The organism is Aminobacter niigataensis, assembly GCF_946995915.1.
GTDB classification, from domain to species: Bacteria; Pseudomonadota; Alphaproteobacteria; order Rhizobiales; family Rhizobiaceae; genus Aminobacter; species Aminobacter niigataensis.
This window is the reverse complement of the sequence record NZ_OX341517.1, coordinates 1,556,756-1,573,265: the sequence shown is the minus strand read 5'-3', so window position 1 is coordinate 1,573,265 and position 16,510 is coordinate 1,556,756. Positions and strand designations below refer to the sequence as shown.

The 16,510-nt window shown below is 64.7% G+C and carries 14 protein-coding genes and 1 riboswitch; of the genes, 9 read left to right on the top strand and 5 right to left on the bottom strand.

Annotated elements, in window-relative coordinates; all coding sequences use genetic code 11:
- The first annotated feature begins 661 nt into the window (after nt 1–661).
- The 3 genes from O1Y97_RS07625 to O1Y97_RS07615 all read left to right on the top strand — a co-directional run bounded on the left by O1Y97_RS07625 (nt 662) and on the right by O1Y97_RS07615 (nt 4,868).
- Nucleotides 662–2,014, top strand: coding sequence for an 8-oxoguanine deaminase (locus tag O1Y97_RS07625; protein WP_183262504.1), 1,353 nt, complete (start codon nt 662–664; stop codon nt 2,012–2,014).
- Between the two features lie 55 nt (nt 2,015–2,069).
- Nucleotides 2,070–3,404 carry a uracil-xanthine permease family protein gene (locus O1Y97_RS07620; RefSeq protein ID WP_318763637.1) on the top strand — a complete coding sequence of 445 codons (1,335 nt, stop codon included), beginning with the start codon at nt 2,070–2,072 and terminating at the stop codon, nt 3,402–3,404.
- A 693-nt stretch (nt 3,405–4,097) separates the two neighbouring features.
- Nucleotides 4,098–4,868, top strand: coding sequence for a glycosyltransferase family 25 protein (locus O1Y97_RS07615; RefSeq protein ID WP_318763636.1), 771 nt, complete (start codon nt 4,098–4,100; stop codon nt 4,866–4,868).
- A 94-nt stretch (nt 4,869–4,962) separates the two neighbouring features.
- Here the strand turns inward: O1Y97_RS07615 and O1Y97_RS07610 are convergent, their stop codons facing one another.
- The 5 genes from O1Y97_RS07610 to O1Y97_RS07590 form a co-directional block, all read right to left on the bottom strand.
- A complete protein-coding gene (locus O1Y97_RS07610) occupies nt 4,963–5,712 on the bottom strand; it encodes a F0F1 ATP synthase subunit A (protein WP_108606755.1) in 750 nt (249 codons plus the stop codon).
- A gap of 286 nt (nt 5,713–5,998) precedes the next feature.
- Complete coding sequence (gene lpdA, locus O1Y97_RS07605) at nt 5,999–7,396, bottom strand: dihydrolipoyl dehydrogenase (protein ID WP_318763635.1); 1,398 nt, start codon at nt 7,394–7,396, stop codon at nt 5,999–6,001.
- Between the two features lie 4 nt (nt 7,397–7,400).
- Nucleotides 7,401–8,714, bottom strand: a complete 1,314-nt coding sequence (locus tag O1Y97_RS07600; protein WP_318763634.1) for a dihydrolipoamide acetyltransferase family protein — start codon at nt 8,712–8,714, stop codon at nt 7,401–7,403.
- Between the two features lie 2 nt (nt 8,715–8,716).
- Nucleotides 8,717–9,730, bottom strand: a complete 1,014-nt coding sequence (locus O1Y97_RS07595) for an alpha-ketoacid dehydrogenase subunit beta (protein ID WP_318763633.1) — start codon at nt 9,728–9,730, stop codon at nt 8,717–8,719.
- A gap of 3 nt (nt 9,731–9,733) precedes the next feature.
- The gene (locus tag O1Y97_RS07590) at nt 9,734–10,969 is read right to left on the bottom strand and encodes a 3-methyl-2-oxobutanoate dehydrogenase (2-methylpropanoyl-transferring) subunit alpha (protein ID WP_108606751.1); all 1,236 of its coding nucleotides are present in this window, start codon (nt 10,967–10,969) and stop codon (nt 9,734–9,736) included.
- 196 nt (nt 10,970–11,165) lie between these two features.
- Nucleotides 11,166–11,282, top strand: a riboswitch (TPP riboswitch).
- 109 nt (nt 11,283–11,391) lie between these two features.
- On the opposite strand from O1Y97_RS07590, the gene thiC reads away from it, so the two are divergent.
- The 6 genes from thiC to O1Y97_RS07560 are packed head-to-tail and all read left to right on the top strand — an operon-like array spanning nt 11,392 to nt 16,507.
- Nucleotides 11,392–13,218, top strand: coding sequence for a phosphomethylpyrimidine synthase ThiC (gene thiC, locus O1Y97_RS07585; RefSeq protein ID WP_318763632.1), 1,827 nt, complete (start codon nt 11,392–11,394; stop codon nt 13,216–13,218).
- Entirely contained in the window at nt 13,215–14,204 is a 990-nt protein-coding gene (gene thiO, locus O1Y97_RS07580) for a glycine oxidase ThiO (RefSeq protein WP_318763631.1), read from the top strand. Before thiC ends, thiO begins: the two co-directional genes overlap by 4 nt.
- Nucleotides 14,188–14,385 (top strand): sulfur carrier protein ThiS, encoded by a 198-nt coding sequence (gene thiS / locus O1Y97_RS07575; protein WP_318763630.1) that lies wholly within the window; start codon nt 14,188–14,190, stop codon nt 14,383–14,385. Before thiO ends, thiS begins: the two co-directional genes overlap by 17 nt.
- 3 nt (nt 14,386–14,388) lie before the next feature.
- Nucleotides 14,389–15,162: a thiazole synthase gene (locus O1Y97_RS07570; RefSeq protein WP_318763629.1), complete on the top strand. Its 774-nt coding sequence runs from the start codon at nt 14,389–14,391 to the stop codon at nt 15,160–15,162.
- Nucleotides 15,159–15,764: a thiamine phosphate synthase gene (locus O1Y97_RS07565; RefSeq protein WP_318763628.1), complete on the top strand. Its 606-nt coding sequence runs from the start codon at nt 15,159–15,161 to the stop codon at nt 15,762–15,764. Before O1Y97_RS07570 ends, O1Y97_RS07565 begins: the two co-directional genes overlap by 4 nt.
- On the top strand, nt 15,761–16,507 hold the full coding sequence (locus O1Y97_RS07560; protein ID WP_318764169.1) for a hydroxymethylpyrimidine/phosphomethylpyrimidine kinase: 747 nt from the start codon (nt 15,761–15,763) through the stop codon (nt 16,505–16,507). Before O1Y97_RS07565 ends, O1Y97_RS07560 begins: the two co-directional genes overlap by 4 nt.
- Nucleotides 16,508–16,510 lie beyond the last annotated feature (3 nt).

Sequence of the window (16,510 nt, the reverse complement as noted above, 5' to 3'; positions counted from 1 at the left end):
CTTTTTGCGATCATGAGCGACCTGCTGTTCCGCAGGTTTCGCGAGCCAAGCTCATGCTGAGCGCAGCGCCGACGAAAGGGCAGCTGGCGACGTACGAAGTTCGAGAAGACCGATGTCGTTCTGATGCAATAGGCCTAGCCCCTGCCATCCATCCATTGAGCTAATTGCCTGCCAGCCGCCGCGGAGTAAGATGCATAATGGGCAGGTGGGGTAACGCCGACGTGACGCCTTAAATGCAGCGTGCAAGCGTTGCGTCGGCCACCCGCCCCCGCCACCTACGCAATGCCAATGGCCCGCTTGGATCGAGCATCCGGGCGGGCCGTTCGTTTGATCTCCAAGCGCAAAAGCCCATAGCCGAGCCTCCGTTGCGGCGCGGCCCGCTCTGCCGCGCAGCATCCCTCAAATGAAAATAATTTGACACAAGGGCAAATCTACGATTGCATCGCCAATGCCTGATGATGCGAACGCGCGAGCTTTCGCTCAGGTGAGGACGGCGACTGCAGCGTCAGTCGGCTTCCAGACAGCATGATCAGAGCAAGCCCGCTCAACCTACCAGTCGATGACGATCCGGAACTCGCAATTCCAGGGACAGGGCTCATAGCGCGACGAGGCTGAAAGGCAGCTTCGTCGAGTCGAATGAGAACCGACCTGGAGAAGTTGCATGTCCGTAGACCTGCTCGTCCGTGACGCATACGTGTATGTCGATCGCGGTTGGGAAATCGCCGGCGGCTGGATCGCCGTCAAAGACAAGAGAATCCATTCAGTGGGCAAGGCCGGCGACGAACCGGCCGCTGCGAAGACCATCTCCGCGCATGGCCGATTGGTCACGCCCGGCCTGATCAATGCCCACCACCACATGTACCAGAACCTGACGCGATCCTACGCGCCGGTGACCAATGGCACGCTGTTCGAATGGCTGACTGGCCTCTATCCGATGTGGGCGGGCCTGACGGAAGAATCCGTCTACGCCTCGACCTATGTCGCGATGACCGAACTGCTGATGGGCGGCTGCACCACCTCGATGGACCACATGTACGTCCATCCCAAGCCCAAGCTGATCGACGCCCAGATCCGCGCCAGCACCGACATCGGTTTCCGCTTCTATGCGACGCGCGGATCGATGACGCGCTCGGTCGAGAATGGTGGCCTGCCGCCGGCCTCGGTGGTGCAGCGCGAGGACGACATCCTCGACGACAGTATCCGTCTGGTCGAGGCGTATCACGACGCCAAGCCAGGCGCGATGACGCGGGTGGCGCTGGCGCCGTGCTCGCTGTTTTCAGTCACCGAGCGCATCATGTCGGAATCGGCGCGCCTCGCCGACAAGTACGATCTCAGGCTGCACACCCACCTCGCCGAGGACCCGGAGGAGGACAAGTATTGCGCCGAGGTCTATGGCTGCACGCCGACCGAATATTTCGAGCGTGTCGGCTGGGCCAGCAAGCGCTCCTGGGTCGCGCATTTCATCTATCCCACAGATGCGGAGATCGGCCGGCTTGCGCATGCCGGCGTCTGCGCCACGCAGTGTCCGTGCTCCAACATGCTGATTGGTGGCGGTTCGGCCGATGCCATGGGCCTGCGCTCTCGCGGCATGCGAGTCGGGCTCGGCTGCGACGGCTCGGCATCAACCGACCATGCCTCGATGTGGCTGGAGGCGCGCACCGCGCTGCTGCTCGGGCGCTACCGCAACGGGCCCCATTCGATGTCGGCACGCGACGCGCTTGATATCGCAACCCGCGGCGGCGCGGCCTGCCTTGGCTGGGAAGACGAGATCGGCCACCTCCGGCCCGGCGCCTGCGCCGATTTCGTCCTCTGGAGCATGTCGGAGGTGGCTCTCGCTGGCGCCCACAGCGACCCTGTCGAAGCCTGGTTGCGCTGTGGCCCGGCCGTCGCCGGCACCACCGTCGTCAACGGCAAGATCCTGGTCGAGGACGGCCGCCCGGTGATGGCCGAGCTCGGCAACGTGCTTGCCGAGCATGCCCGGCATTCGCGCCGCATGCAGTGCCTCGAAGCCTAGCCAACAACATCACTCAACGCCGCGCAGGCGGCACATACTTCTGGGAGGAGGTATCATGGCTGAATATGTTCATGCCCATGCGGGCGAGCATGACGTAGACCAAGGCGTGGTCGGGGATGTCGAGGAGATCATCCCCGCCCAGCGCCGGATCGCATTGGGTTTGCAGCAGGCGCTGGTGTCGAATGCCTGGCTCGATCCGATCTTCATAGCCTCGGTGGCGGGCTTTTCCGCCACCCTGGCGACCAATCTTGTGACGGCGACTTTCCTTGCTGCCGGTATTGTCACGGTCGTCCAGAGCACCAAGCTGGTGCGGCTGCCGGTGGTGCAGGGGCCGTCCTCGGCGTTTTCTCCGCTGGCGATCGGCTACTACAAGGCCGGCACCATCTCGGCCGCCAGTCTCGGGCTGATCATCGGGGCGGCGTTCGTGTTTATCCTGTCGGTGCTGGGTCAATTCGCTCGGCTGCGGCGGCTGCTTTCCCCGGCTGTTTCGGGCACCATCATCACCCTGGTCGGCATAGCTCTTGCCGGCTTCACCTTCATGGAGTTCTTCGGCGGCATTGGCACGTCGAATTTTGCCACCGGCCAGAGCATCTTTCTCGCCTGCGTGACAACCGCAGTCGTTCTGGTCAGCTCAGCGCTGGGCGGCACCTTTCGGATGTTCGGCTTCCTGATCGCCCTGATCGTGGGCGACGCCCTGGCCCTCGGCCTCGGCCAGCTCGACTTCTCGGGCGTCGGCCAGGCACCCTGGATCGCCTTCCCCAAGCTCCTGCCCTATGGCTCCCTCACCTTCGACCCTGCGATCACCATCACCATGTGCATCGTCTTCGTGGTGGCGGTCGTCGAGGCCATGGGCATGTATGAGGCCACCGCGCGGCTGACCGGTGTCGAACTCACCGACAGGCGCGTCAATGCCGGTATCGCCGGCGAGGCGGGCGGGTCGATGCTTGCCGCCCTGATCGGCGGCTTCGGCACCACTGCCTACGCCCAGAACCTGGGCGTGATCAGGCTGACGGGCGTCGCCAGCCGGCATGTCGTACGCGTCGCCGGTTTCATCTTCATCGCGCTTGCCTTCCTGCCCAAGGTCGCGGCGGTGCTGGTCGCAACACCGGCAGCGGTCGTCGGCGGCCTGTTTTTGCCGGCAGCCGCCACGGTTGTCATGACCGGTATCCAGATGGCCAGCCAGGATCGCGGCTCGGCAGTCAAGAACCTGGTCGCGCCCCTCGGTCTCATGGCGGGTCTGGGTATCCCGGCACTGGCGGGAGCCTTGTCCGGCGGTCTGCCACAAGTGCTCGCCGAAATGCTCACCCATTCGATCGTCGTGGGTGCAGTGACGGTATTCGCCGCAGAATTCCTGCTGGTGCGGGTACCTGAACTGTTGCGAGGTCGCTGACCCCATCGACACCAAAACGGTCGTCACGAAAAAGCCCCGCCAGCCGAAGCCGGCGGGGCCAAGGATGGGAGGTTCAACCCCTCCAGCCTATCATGATTCTGGCAGAGCACCCCAGGCTCCCGCGATGAGGAGCAACAACGACATGCCAATGCCGTGGACTTGGTGACGTCCTCGGCGCCCCGCTACCGGACGGGAGCTTCCTCGATGCATGCAGCCATGACGACTAACGATGCGCGCACCAGTTTTTCGGCAGGTGTTTTGGCCTCGCCATGGACAGGCCGGCCGTTAGCGCCTCGTCCAGGCTTGAAGTGAAACATGCAGTCTCGGGCATCCCACCGAAATGGTTGACCCGAATGCTGCTGCCCCTCTTGCTGATCAGGACTCCGACAATTCTCAACTGCTCCCGAACCTCGCGGAACGTCATTTTTCACTCTCCCGCCACCACTTGAACCCCTCAGCAAGATTAGTGAGCACTAATTTAGCTCCACAGGCAAGAGCTTGGTTAATCGATGGTTAACCAGAGCCGGCAGATCGACTGCGAGGACACCGGCCCGATCGATCAGGCATGAACGCACCTTTGGAAGCGGGGCGCCCGACACCGATCCCGTGGATGCCTTGCTGCGTCTGCGAGGGAGTTCGTTTGCCCCGACAACTCTGCTAGAAGTTCCGCGCCAGGAGTGAGGCGGAGCTGCCATGAAGTGCTACCTGATCAATCTCGACCGCTCGCCCGGGCGCCTGGCATTCATGGCAGAACAATTCGAGCGCCTGAGCCTGTCCTACATCCGCATCCCGGCGATCGACGGCCTCGCGCTCGGCGACGATGTTGTGGCCAGGCACAGGATGCCGGCAGCCATAGCAGCCTGCTTCCTGAGCCATCGGTCAGCCTGGCAGGCATTCCTCCACTCGGGCGAAGAGTTCGCGGCGGTCGTCGAAGACGACGCCTGGCTGTCCCCTGCCGCAAGCCGCTTCCTTGCCGGCGAAAGCTGGATCCCGGCGGGTGCGGACATCGTCAAACTCGAGACGACAGGAACCAAGGCGGCAGTCGGCAACGACTGCATTGCCCTGGGGCCGACCAGGTCGCTCCGCAGGCTGCACTCGCTGCACGAAGGTGGCGCCTGCTACATCGTCTCGCGGGCCGCCGCCGCTCGGCTCATCGAGGTCTCCGAGCACTTTGCCACCCCGCTGGACATGTTCGTGTTCGGGCAGCCCGTTATCGACGACATGAAGGTCTACCAGATGATCCCTGCGCCTGTCAGACAGCGGAGCACCGTCGAAGCCGAAGCCGTCGGCGAATTCAACAGCACGATCGACATATCTCGCTTCTCGGAGCCGCGTCGCAAGACGAAGCGCAGCATTAGGAAACTGTGGCATGAGTTCGGCCGCCCCTTCCGTCAAGCCTGGGCTCTCGTTCTACGAGCCATGAAGCTCGACGACGTTACGATACGGCGCATTCCATTCGGCTGAGGCTCACGCGGAAGCGCGCTTCTGGTGACCGGGCCCGAAACGAAAAGGCCCGCCACAACGGGCGGGCCTTTTGCTTTGAATTTTGCCGCTGCGTTCAGTGCCCGGGATGCAGGGCGTCGTTCAAATACATGCAGGTCAGCATGGTGAAGATGTAGGCCTGGATCACCGCCATCAGCAGTTCCAATGCGGTCAGCGCGACCGTCATCGCCAGCGGCAGGATCGCAACGAAAATGCCGAGGGTTCCCATGCTGCCGAGACTGACGACGAAGCCGGCAAAGACCTTGAGCGTGATGTGGCCGGCGAGCATGACGGCGAACAGACGCACCGAATGGCTGATCGGCCGCGAGATGTAGGACACGATCTCGATCGGCACGATGATCGGCGAAAGCGCCAGCGGCACGCCGGACGGCAGGAACAGCCGGAAGAAGCCGAGGCCGTTTTTCCAGATGCCGTAGAGCGTGACGGTGGCGAAAACGATCATGGCGAAGGAGAAGGTCACGATGATGTGGCTGGTGACCGTGAAGGCATAGGGGAACATGCCGGCGAGATTGGCGATCAGGATGAAGACGAACAGCGAGAACACCAGCGGAAAGAACTTCATGCCGCCCTCGCCTGCATTTTCACGCAGCGTCTTCGACACGAACTCGTAGATAAGCTCGGTGATCGACTGCAGCCGCGACGGCACAAGGGCCCGGGCGCTTGTCGACAGCAGCAGGAACAGCCCGCCGAAAACAGCCACGCCCACCATGTAGGCGGCCGAATTGGTGAAGGCGATTTCCTGCCCCGCAAGCTCGAAGAGGGTGAAAATCGGCTTGATTTCAAACTGTTCTATCGGTCCCGCCACAGCGCCTCTCCGGTCTGTTCAATTGGTGATGAAAAAGCGCACGCCGCCGAAGCAAGCCCGGGATCCAGACGCAGCCGAGTGCGCCCACGGGTGGCCAAGCGCCGGCCCGCAGCGTTTTCGCGATTTTTCAGGATGAGATTGGGTCGGGGTGACAATTGATCGGCGCCATCTTTTGGATGGGGCCGTCCCCGAATGTGCAAGACACTGGTCGTCCAGTGCGTGGGCTTGTTAGCCTAACCGGCGGGCGCAGACAAGCCACAAGGTGACGCGGGGCACGCGCTCCACGTCAGATGTGGAGCGCGTGGCCAAGCGTGCGCAGCGCGGCCTCGAGAAAGGCTTCGCCCTGGGTCGGATGGGCGTGGATCGTGCCGGCGATATCCTCCAGCCGCGCACCCATCTCGATTGCCAGGCTGAAGGCCGACGAAAGCTCAGAAACACCCGTGCCGACCGCCTGGATACCGAGCACCAGATGGTTGTCGGCGCGGGCAACGATGCGGACAAAGCCGTCTTCCCCCTGCAAGGTCATGGCCCGGCCATTGGCCGAGAACGGGAACTGCGACGACTTGATCTCGATGCCGAGGTTCTTGGCTTCGTCGGGCGACAGGCCAGCGGTGACGACCTCCGGGTCGGTGAAGCAGACGGCGGGAATAGCGCGCTTGTCCCAGCTGCGCTTGTGGCCGGCGACGATCTCGGCAACCATTTCACCCTGGGCCATGGCGCGGTGCGCCAGCATCGGCTCGCCGGTGACATCGCCAATGGCATAGATGCCGCGCATCGAGGTGCGGCACTGTTCGTCGATACGGATGAAGCGGCCATCGCGGTCGAGGTCGATCTCTTCGAGGCCCCAACCTTCGACGAGAGGCTTGCGGCCGACGGTGACGAGCACCTTGTCGGCAGCAATCTTCTGCTCGCCGCCATCGGCGGTCTCGACAAGCAGCGCGTCGCCTTTGGAGGACAGTCCCTTGGCCTTGGCGCCCGTGAGCACCTTGACACCGAGCGTGTCGAGCCGCTTGGCCACGGGCCGCGTCAGCTCGGCATCGTATTGCGGCAGGATGCGCGGCAAGGCTTCGACCACGGTGACCTTGGATCCGAGCTTGGCAAAGGCGGTGCCGAGCTCGAGCCCGATGTAGCCGCCTCCGACAACGGCCAGAGCCTGCGGCACCTGCTTGAGCGCCAGCGCTTCGGTCGACGAGATCACCTTCCCGTCAAAAGGCAGGAACGGCAGCTCGACCGGGACCGAACCCGTGGCAATCACGATGGTCTCGGCGCGGATCACCTGCAGGCCGGTCTCGGTGTCGACCTCGACGGTCTTGCCGTCGCGAAAGCGCGCCCAGCCCTGCACCGACTTGACCTTGGCCTTCTTGAGCAGTCCTGCAACGCCGGTGGTCAGGCGACCGACGATGCGGTCCTTCCAGGCAACGGTCCTGGCGAGATCGAGCACCGGCGCCGTCAGGCTGATGCCCAGCGGGCTGGTGCCCCCGGCCATCTCGCTGACCTTGAGATATTCGTCGGCCGCGTGGATCATCGCCTTGGACGGAATGCAGCCGACATTGAGGCAGGTGCCGCCGGGCTTGGCCGCCTCGACGATGACCGTGTCGACGCCGAGCTGGCCGGCCCGGATGGCGCAGATGTAGCCGCCGGGGCCGGCGCCGATGACGAGAAGCTTGCAGGAGATTTCCTTCACAGCCTCAGCCCTCCACGAAGATCATTGCCGGCGCTTCGAGCAGCGCCTTGAGGCGCTGGACGAAGACCGCAGCATCCCAGCCGTCGATGACGCGATGGTCGAAGCTGGACGACAGGTTCATCATCTTGCGCGGCACGAACTGCGTGCCGTCCCACATCGGCCGGATCATGATCTTGTTGACACCAACGATCGCCACTTCCGGATAGTTGATGACCGGCGTCGTGGCGACGCCGCCCATGGCACCCAGCGAAGTGATGGTGATTGTCGAGCCGGTCAGCTCCTCGCGCGTCGCCGTGCCTGCCTTGGCGGCGTCGGCGAGACGGTTGACCTCGGTGGCGCAGTCCCACAGGTCGCGCGCCTCGGCGTGCCTGACGACAGGCACCATCAGCCCGCCCGGAGTCTGGGCCGCCATGCCGATATGGACGCCAGCATGGCGGTGGATGATGCCGGCATCGTCGTCGTAGATCGCGTTCAGTTGCGGCTGCTCCGCCACCGCCTTGACCAGCGCCCGCATCAGGAAGGGCAACAGCGTCAGCTTCGGCCTGTCCGGCTTCTTCGAGGCGTTGAGCTTGGCGCGCAGTTCCTCGAGCGCCGTGACGTCGACCTCCTCGACATAGGTGATGTGCGGAATGCGCGACTTGGCCAGCGCCATCTTCTCGGCGATGCGCCGGCGCAGGCCGATGACCTTGATCTCCTCAACCTCGGTCTTCGCCTGCAGCCCTGCAGCGGGAACAGCCGAGCCTCGCGCGGCAAAGCCGTCGAGATCGTCATGGGTCACGCGCCCGGCCGGCCCGGTGCCCGGGACCTGGCGCAGGTCGATGCCAGCTTCCTTGGCACGCAACCGGACGGCCGGAGAGGCGAGCGGACGTTCGCCTTCGGGACGCGGCAGGCCGAAGTTCGAGGCGCGCGGCACGGGCTTGAGCGCTCCGGACGGTGTCGGAGCTTTCACAACTGGTTCGGATTCGACCTTCTTAGCCGGCGCAGGAGTTGGTTTCGGAGATTCTGAAACAGTGGCTTCGACGTCGCTTTTCGCCTTAGCCGGCGCGACGGCTGGCTCAGCTTCGGCCGGTGCGTCGCCGGCAACCTTGATGCGCACGATCGGCGAACCGACCGGGACAGTGTCGCCGATCTCGGCACCGAGCCAGAGGATTTCGCCATCGACCGGCGACGGGATCTCGACGGTTGCCTTGTCGGTCATGACGGCGGCGAGCACCGCGTCCTCGCGCACGAGATCGCCGATCTTGACGTGCCATTCGACGAGCTCGGCCTCGGCCACGCCTTCGCCTACGTCGGGAAGCTTGATGACATGTTCGCCCATGTTCAGGCCCCCATCGTTTCGATCAATGCTTCGCCGACCCGCTTGGGGCCGGGGAAGTAGTCCCATTCCTGTGCATGCGGATAGGGCGTGTCCCAGCCGGTGACGCGGGCGACCGGTGCTTCCAGATGGTAGAAGCAGTTTTCCTGCACCAGCGACACGAGCTCGGCGCCGAAGCCGGAGGTCAGCGTCGCCTCATGTACCACCACGCAGCGGCGGGTCTTCTTGACCGAGGCGACGATGGTGTCGAGGTCGAGCGGCAGAAGTGTCCTGAGGTCGATGACCTCGGCGTCGATGCCGGTCTCTTCGGCCGCCGCCTGCGCGACATAAACCATGGTGCCGTAGGCGAGCACCGTGACGTCGGAGCCCGGGCGCCGGATCTCCGCCTTGCCGAGCGGCACGGTGTAATGACCATCGGGCACCTCGCCCAGCTCGTGCTTCGACCAGGCGGTAACCGGCCGGTCGTGATGGCCGTCGAAGGGGCCGTTGTACAATCGTTTCGGCTCCAGAAAGATCACCGGATCCGGGTCCTCGATGGAAGCAATCAGCAGGCCCTTGGCGTCGAGCGGGTTGGACGGAACGACCACTTTGAGGCCGGACACGTGGGTGAAAAGCGCCTCCGGACTCTGGCTGTGCGTCTGGCCGCCGAAGATGCCGCCACCGGTGGGCATGCGGATAACGATCGGGCAGGTGAATTCGCCATTGGAGCGGTAACGCAACCGTGCCGCTTCCGAAACGATCTGGTCATATGCTGGATAGACGTAGTCGGCAAACTGGATTTCGATGCATGGCTTGAGCCCATAGGCGGCCATGCCGACGGCGGCGCCGACGATGCCCAATTCACTGATCGGCGCGTCGAAGCAGCGCGAGCGGCCATATTTCTGCTGCAGCCCTTGGGTGCAGCGGAAGACGCCGCCGAAGTAGCCGACATCCTCGCCGAAGACGACGACGTTGTCGTCGCGGCCCATGGCGACATCCATGGCGCTGCGGATGGCCTCGATCATGGTCATGCGCGGCATCGGCTACACTCCCGCCTTCTGGCGTTGGCGACGGAGATGCGGCGGCATCTCGGCATAGACGCCTTCGAACATGTCGCGCGTCGACGGCTTGCCGCCGGCATGCAGGGTGCCGTGGCTCTCGGCTTCCTTCTGCGCCGATATGACGGTTTCGAGGATTTCGGCCTCGGTCTGCTTGTGGCGCTCGTCGGACCACAGGCCGCGCCTGATCAGATGGTTCTTGAGCCGGATCACCGGGTCGCCCAGCGGCCAGGCATCCGACTCGGTCTTGGGCCGATAGGCGGAGGGATCGTCTGATGTCGAGTGCGCCCCGACGCGGTAGGTGACGTATTCGACGAGCGTCGGCCCGAGATTGCTGCGGGCGCGTTCCGCAGCCCACTTGGCCACGGCATGGACGGCGAGATAATCGTTGCCGTCAACCCGCAGAGCAGCAATGCCGAAGCCGAGGCCACGCGCCGCAAACGTGCCCGAGCCGCCACGGGCGATGCCCTGGAAGGTCGAGATCGCCCACTGGTTGTTGACGATGTTGAGGATCACGGGCGCCTTGTAGGTCGAGGCGAAGACGAGCGCGGCATGGAAATCACTTTCCGCCGTGGCCCCGTCGCCGACCCAGCCGACCGCGATCTTGGTGTCGCCCTTGATCGCCGACGCCATCGCCCAGCCGACCGCCTGGATGTACTGGGTCGTCAGGTTACCGGAGATCGAGAAGAAGCCGTGCTCCTTGGCCGAATACATGATCGGCAACTGCCGGCCCTTCAGCGGATCCTTCTCGTTGGAATAGATCTGGTTCATCATGTCGACCATCGGATAGCCGCCTGCGATCAGCAGGCCGGCCTGACGATAGGTCGGAAAATTCATGTCACCGGGATTGAGCGCCTTGCGGAAGGCGCAGCTCACCGCCTCCTCGCCCATATGCTGCATGTAGAACGAGGTCTTGCCCTGGCGCTGCGCCATCTGCATGCGCGCATCGAAGGTGCGCAGTGTCATCATGTGGCGCAGGCCGTCGAGCTGTTCCTCGTCGGTCAGCGTGCCTGCCCATGGCCCGACAGCATCGCCCTCGCGATTGAGCACGCGGATGATCGAATAAGCGAGATCGCGGATCGTCCTGGGATCGACGTCGACCGGCGGCCTGTCGACCGAACCCGCCTTGGGGATCGGCACGTTGGAAAAATCGGGTGTGCCGCCCGGCCGCACTTCGGGCTCGGGCACGTGGAACTTGAGCGGCGAGGGATTGTCCGTCACGGATGCTCCTCCTGTCTTGCCAGCGGGCCGAACGTCCTCCCCGGACACCGCAAGCACCAGACAATTTATGTCAGTAACACTGACCTATTATCCGATCGCATCGGTAACCGCAATGGGGTCCGACACCAGGACTTTGGCATTCTCTCGGCCTCAACGAAAGGCCGTTGACAGCACCGGCATTCGTCGCCCATGTTGCCGGCCTCACCAGGGGGGTCCCGACAAGGGGCTGAGATACTGCTGGCTCGCGCAGCGCAGTGACCCGTTGAACCTGATCCAGTTCACACTGGCGTAGGGACGGTGCGAGGCGCTGCGAGCCGGGCAATCCGGCTTTGGCATTCGGGTTCACGCCCGAAGTCCCCAGGCAAAACCTCACCTCCTCCTCATCGCACGAACTGGGTCTCCATTGCACCGGAGACTCACTCATGAATGCCCACACCCCGACAGTCACGACAGGCGAACTGCCCGCCTCGAAGAAAGTCCACAAGCCTGGCAAGCTGCATCCCGGCATCCGTGTGCCGATGCGCGAGATCTCGGTCCACCCGAGCGCCGGCGAGCCGCCTGTCACCGTCTACGATTCGTCCGGCCCCTACACCGACACCTCCGTGAAGACCGACATCGAGCGCGGCCTGCCCCGGCTGCGCGAGGACTGGATCGTCGCTCGCGGCGACGTCGAGCGCTACGACGGCCGCGCAGTCAAGGCCGAGGACAACGGCTTTGTCTCGGCCGACCGTCTGACGCCGGAATTCCCCGTGCACAACGCGCCGCTGCGCGCCACAGGCGGCCGCGCCGTCACCCAGCTTGCCTATGCCCGCGCCGGCATCGTCACGCCCGAGATGGAATTCGTCGCCATCCGCGAAAACCTCGGCCGCGAGCAGCTTAAGGCAAAACTCGAGCGCGACGGCGAGAGCTTCGGTGCCGCGGTCCCCGATTTCGTCACGCCGGAATTCGTTCGCGACGAGGTCGCCCGCGGCCGCGCCATCATCCCCTCCAACATCAACCACCCCGAGAGCGAGCCGATGATCATCGGCCGCAATTTCCTGGTCAAGATCAACGCCAACATCGGCAATTCGGCCGTCACCTCGTCGATGGCCGAGGAAGTCGAGAAGATGGTCTGGGCGACCCGCTGGGGTGCCGATACGGTGATGGACCTGTCCACGGGGCGCAACATCCACAACATCCGCGACTGGATCATCCGCAATTCGCCGGTGCCGATCGGCACGGTGCCGCTCTACCAGGCACTTGAGAAGGTCAACGGCATCGCCGAGGACCTGACCTGGGAAGTGTTCCGCGACACGCTGATCGAACAAGCCGAGCAGGGCGTCGACTACTTCACCATCCATGCCGGCGTGCGCCTGTCCTACATCCACCTGACCGTCGACCGCGTCACCGGCATCGTCTCGCGCGGCGGCTCGATCATGGCCAAGTGGTGCCTGCACCACCACAAGGAGAGCTTCCTCTACGAGCATTTCGAGGAGATCTGCGACATCTGCCGCACTTATGACGTCGCCTTTTCGCTCGGCGACGGTCTGCGTCCCGGTTCGATCGCCGACGCCAACGACGCTGCCCAGTTTGCCGAATTGGAAACGCTGGGCGAGCTGACCAAGATCGCCTGGGCCAAGGACTGCCAGGTGATGATCGAGGGCCCCGGCCACGTGCCGATGCACAAGATCAAGGAGAACATGGACAAGCAGCTCGAGGTCTGTGGCGAGGCGCCCTTCTACACGCTCGGGCCTTTGACCACCGACATCGCGCCGGGTTACGACCACATCACATCAGGAATCGGTGCGGCGATGATCGGCTGGTTCGGCACTGCGATGCTCTGCTACGTCACGCCCAAGGAGCATCTCGGCCTGCCCGACCGCGACGACGTCAAGGTGGGCGTCATCACCTACAAGATCGCGGCCCACGCCGCCGACCTCGCCAAAGGCCATCCGGCCGCCAAGGTCAGGGACGACGCGCTGTCGCGGGCACGCTTCGAGTTCCGCTGGGAGGACCAGTTCAACCTCTCGCTCGACCCGGAAACTGCACGCTCCTACCACGACCAGACCCTGCCCAAGGAGGCGCACAAGGTGGCGCATTTCTGTTCCATGTGCGGCCCGAAATTCTGCTCGATGCGGATCTCCCACGACATCCGCGCCGAGGCGCAGAAGGAAGGGCTGGCGGCGATGGCGGCAAAGTACCGCGACGGCGGCGACCTCTACATGGCCGTGGAAAGCGCCGAACCTGCGGAGACGGCAGGCAAGCCATGAAGGTGCTGATCCGCGGTGCGGGCGTCGCCGGGCTGACGTTCGCGTTTGAGCTGGCGACACGCGGCGCAAGCGTGACCGTGATCGAGAAACGCAGGCAGATCGCCGGCAATGCCTCATGGCAGGCCGGCGGCATGCTGGCGCCCTGGTGCGAGCGCGAGAGCGCCGAAGAGGCGGTGCTTTCGCTCGGGCGCGGTGCCGCCGATTGGTGGGAGAACGCCCTGCCAGGCCACGTCATCCGCAACGGCACACTGGTGGTCGCGCCGGCACGGGACGCGGCCGAACTCGACCGCTTCGGCCGCCGCACGTCTGGCTTTCGCTCACTGGACACCGAGGCGATAGCAGCGCTCGAACCAGACCTCGAGAGCCGCTTCGGGCGCGCGCTGTTCTTTGCCGGGGAAGCGCATCTCGACCCGCGCAAGGCGCTGCCCGGGCTACAAGAGAAGCTCGTGCAGATGGGCGTGCGCTTCGAGTTTGGCTATGGCACCGCATCGAAACCGTACGTGGCGGATTTCGAGGCCGACTGCACCGGCATGGCCGACGCGCGGCCCACTTTGCGTGGTGTGCGTGGCGAGATGCTGATTCTCAGGACATCGGAGGTCTCGCTGGCGCGGCCGGTGCGGCTGTTGCATCCGCGCATCCCCGTCTATGTCGTGCCGCGTTCCGGCAACCTGTTCATGGTCGGCGCAACGATGATCGAAAGCGATGCCGCCGGTCCCGTCACGGCGCGTTCGGTGCTGGAGCTGCTCAACGCCGCCTACGCGCTGCATCCGGCCTTTGGCGAGGCTGAACTGGTCGAGACGGGCGTCGGCGTGCGGCCGGCCTTTGCCGACAATTTGCCGCGCGTCGAACGCGACGGGAAAACAATCCGCATCAACGGCCTCTACCGCCACGGCTTCCTGCTCGCACCTGCAATGGCGCGGCAGGCTGCCGACATGATCCTGGGCCACCAGACGAAGAAGGAGCTCGTCCATGAAGCTCACCGTTAACGGCGAAAGCCACGAGGTCGCGGCCGGCACACTGGCGGCCCTGCTTGCCGAGCTCGATTACGAAGGCGGCTGGCTCGCCACCGCGCTCAATGGCGAGGTCGTGCCGGCCAGGGAACGCGACGGCTGCGCGCTGGCGGATGGCGACCGCATCGAAATCCTAGCACCGATGAAGGGAGGGTGAACCATGCTCGAACTCTACGGACAACAGGTCTCCTCCCGCCTGCTCCTCGGCACCGCACTCTACCCCTCGCCCGCCATCATGGCCGAGGCGATCAGGGCGTCGGGCGTCGACATCGTAACAGTATCGCTGCGGCGCGAAACCTCGGGCGGCAAGACGGGCGGACAATTCTGGTCGCTGATCCAGTCGCTCGGCGTCCGCGTCTTGCCCAACACCGCCGGCTGCCATTCGGTCAAGGAGGCGGTGACGACGGCGCGCATGGCGCGTGAGGTCTTTGCAACGAACTGGATCAAGCTCGAGGTCATCGGCAATCACGACACGCTTCAGCCCGACGTGTTCGGGCTGGTCGAGGCAGCAAAGATCCTGTCCGCTGAAGGCTTCGAGGTTTTCCCCTATACGACCGACGATCTGGTCGTCGCCGAACGCCTGCTCGACGCCGGCTGCAAGCTCTTGATGCCGTGGTGCGCGCCGATCGGTTCCGCACGCGGTCCGCAGAATATCGACGCCCTGCGCAGCCTGCGCGGCCATTTCCCCGGCGTGCCGTTGATCGTCGACGCCGGCATCGGCCGCCCGTCGCATGCGGCCACCGTCATGGAACTCGGCTACGACGCCGTACTGCTCAACACCGCCGTTGCCAAGGCAGGCGATCCGGTCGCCATGGCCGCGGCCTTCGGCAAGGCGGTCGAGGCCGGACGGCAAGCATTCCTCGCCGGCCCGCTCGAACCGCGCGACATGGCCGTCCCCTCCACCCCCGTCATCGGCATGGCAGCGTTTTCATGAAGCTCGACCCGTTCTACCTCATTCTGGATTGCGCCGCCTGGATCGAGCGTCTTGTGCCATTGGGCGTGAAGCTGGTGCAGCTGCGCATCAAGGACATGGACGAGGTCGGCCTGCGCCGCGAAATCCGCACGGCGAAGGCCATCTGCGAACGCCATGGCTGCCAGCTCGTCGTCAACGACTACTGGCGCCTCGCCATCGACGAAGGCTGCAACTTCGTCCATCTCGGCCAGGAGGACCTCGCCGAGGCCGACGTGGCGGCGATCCGCCGCGCCGGCGTGAAGCTCGGCCTCAGCACACATGACGACACTGAACTCGACACGGCCCTTGCCACCGAGCCCGACTATGTCGCGCTCGGTCCCGTCTATCCGACCATCCTCAAGGCGATGAAATGGGCGCCGCAAGGGCTCGACCGCATCGCCGAATGGAAGCGGCGTGTAGGTGCCACACCGCTCGTCGCCATCGGTGGACTGAACATCGAGCGCATCCCGGGCGTCTTCGCCCAGGGCGCCGATGTTGCAGCGGTCGTCACCGACATCACCCTGAACGCCGATCCCGAAGCGCGGACGCGCGAGTGGCTGGCAGCAACGGCGCAGTGGCGATGACCCCGCATGTGCTCATCGTCGCCGGGTCCGATTCGAGCGGCGGCGCCGGCATCGTCCGCGACATCGAGACGGTATCGGCCTTCGGCCTGCGCAGTTGCGTTGCGGTCACGGCCGTGACGGTCCAGACCCATGACGCTGTCGAACGGATCGAGCATAGTGCACCCGACCTCGTTGCCGCCCAGATGCGCGCGGCATTTGCCGCCAACCCGGTCAAGGCGGTGAAGATCGGCATGCTCGGCAGCGCCCCGATCATAGAGACGGTCTCATCGGTACTGGCAAGCAGCCTGCCGGTCCCCGTCGTGCTCGACCCCGTCCTCGCCTCGACCTCGGGCCGTCAGTTGCTCGACGACGACGCGGTCGAAACGCTCAAGCGCAAGCTGTTTCCGCTTTGCACGCTGATCACGCCCAACCTGCCTGAGCTGGCGCTGTTGACCGGCCTGCCGCTCGCCGCCGGCGAAGGCGACATCATCTGGCAAGCCGCCAAGATGTTCGATGCAGGCGCGCCCGCCATTCTGGTCAAGGGCGGGCACGCATCGGGAGCAACGTCGACGGACCTGCTGCTCCTGCCCGGCCGCGAGCCCATCCGGTTCGACGCGTCGCGTATCCCGGTCGTGATGCGCGGCACCGGCTGCATGCTCGCGAGCGCGATAGCTGCGCATCTGGCCCAGAACGAAACGCTGGAGATCAGCGTCGGCAAGGCGAAGCGCCATGTCTTCGCCAAGCTGCTTGCTTCAAAGCCCTGACAG

What these genes read in the sequence shown, in the direction of transcription:
- O1Y97_RS07625 (WP_183262504.1), top strand. Translation starts at nt 662, where the DNA reads ATGTCCGTAGACCTGCTCGTCCGTGACGCATACGTGTATGTCGATCGC.
- O1Y97_RS07620 (WP_318763637.1), top strand. Translation starts at nt 2,070, where the DNA reads ATGGCTGAATATGTTCATGCCCATGCGGGCGAGCATGACGTAGACCAA.
- O1Y97_RS07615 (WP_318763636.1), top strand. Translation starts at nt 4,098, where the DNA reads ATGAAGTGCTACCTGATCAATCTCGACCGCTCGCCCGGGCGCCTGGCA.
- O1Y97_RS07600 (WP_318763634.1), bottom strand. Translation starts at nt 8,714, where the DNA reads ATGGGCGAACATGTCATCAAGCTTCCCGACGTAGGCGAAGGCGTGGCC.
- O1Y97_RS07595 (WP_318763633.1), bottom strand. Translation starts at nt 9,730, where the DNA reads ATGCCGCGCATGACCATGATCGAGGCCATCCGCAGCGCCATGGATGTC.
- thiC (WP_318763632.1), top strand. Translation starts at nt 11,392, where the DNA reads ATGAATGCCCACACCCCGACAGTCACGACAGGCGAACTGCCCGCCTCG.
- thiO (WP_318763631.1), top strand. Translation starts at nt 13,215, where the DNA reads ATGAAGGTGCTGATCCGCGGTGCGGGCGTCGCCGGGCTGACGTTCGCG.
- thiS (WP_318763630.1), top strand. Translation starts at nt 14,188, where the DNA reads ATGAAGCTCACCGTTAACGGCGAAAGCCACGAGGTCGCGGCCGGCACA.
- O1Y97_RS07570 (WP_318763629.1), top strand. Translation starts at nt 14,389, where the DNA reads ATGCTCGAACTCTACGGACAACAGGTCTCCTCCCGCCTGCTCCTCGGC.
- O1Y97_RS07565 (WP_318763628.1), top strand. Translation starts at nt 15,159, where the DNA reads ATGAAGCTCGACCCGTTCTACCTCATTCTGGATTGCGCCGCCTGGATC.
- O1Y97_RS07560 (WP_318764169.1), top strand. Translation starts at nt 15,761, where the DNA reads ATGACCCCGCATGTGCTCATCGTCGCCGGGTCCGATTCGAGCGGCGGC.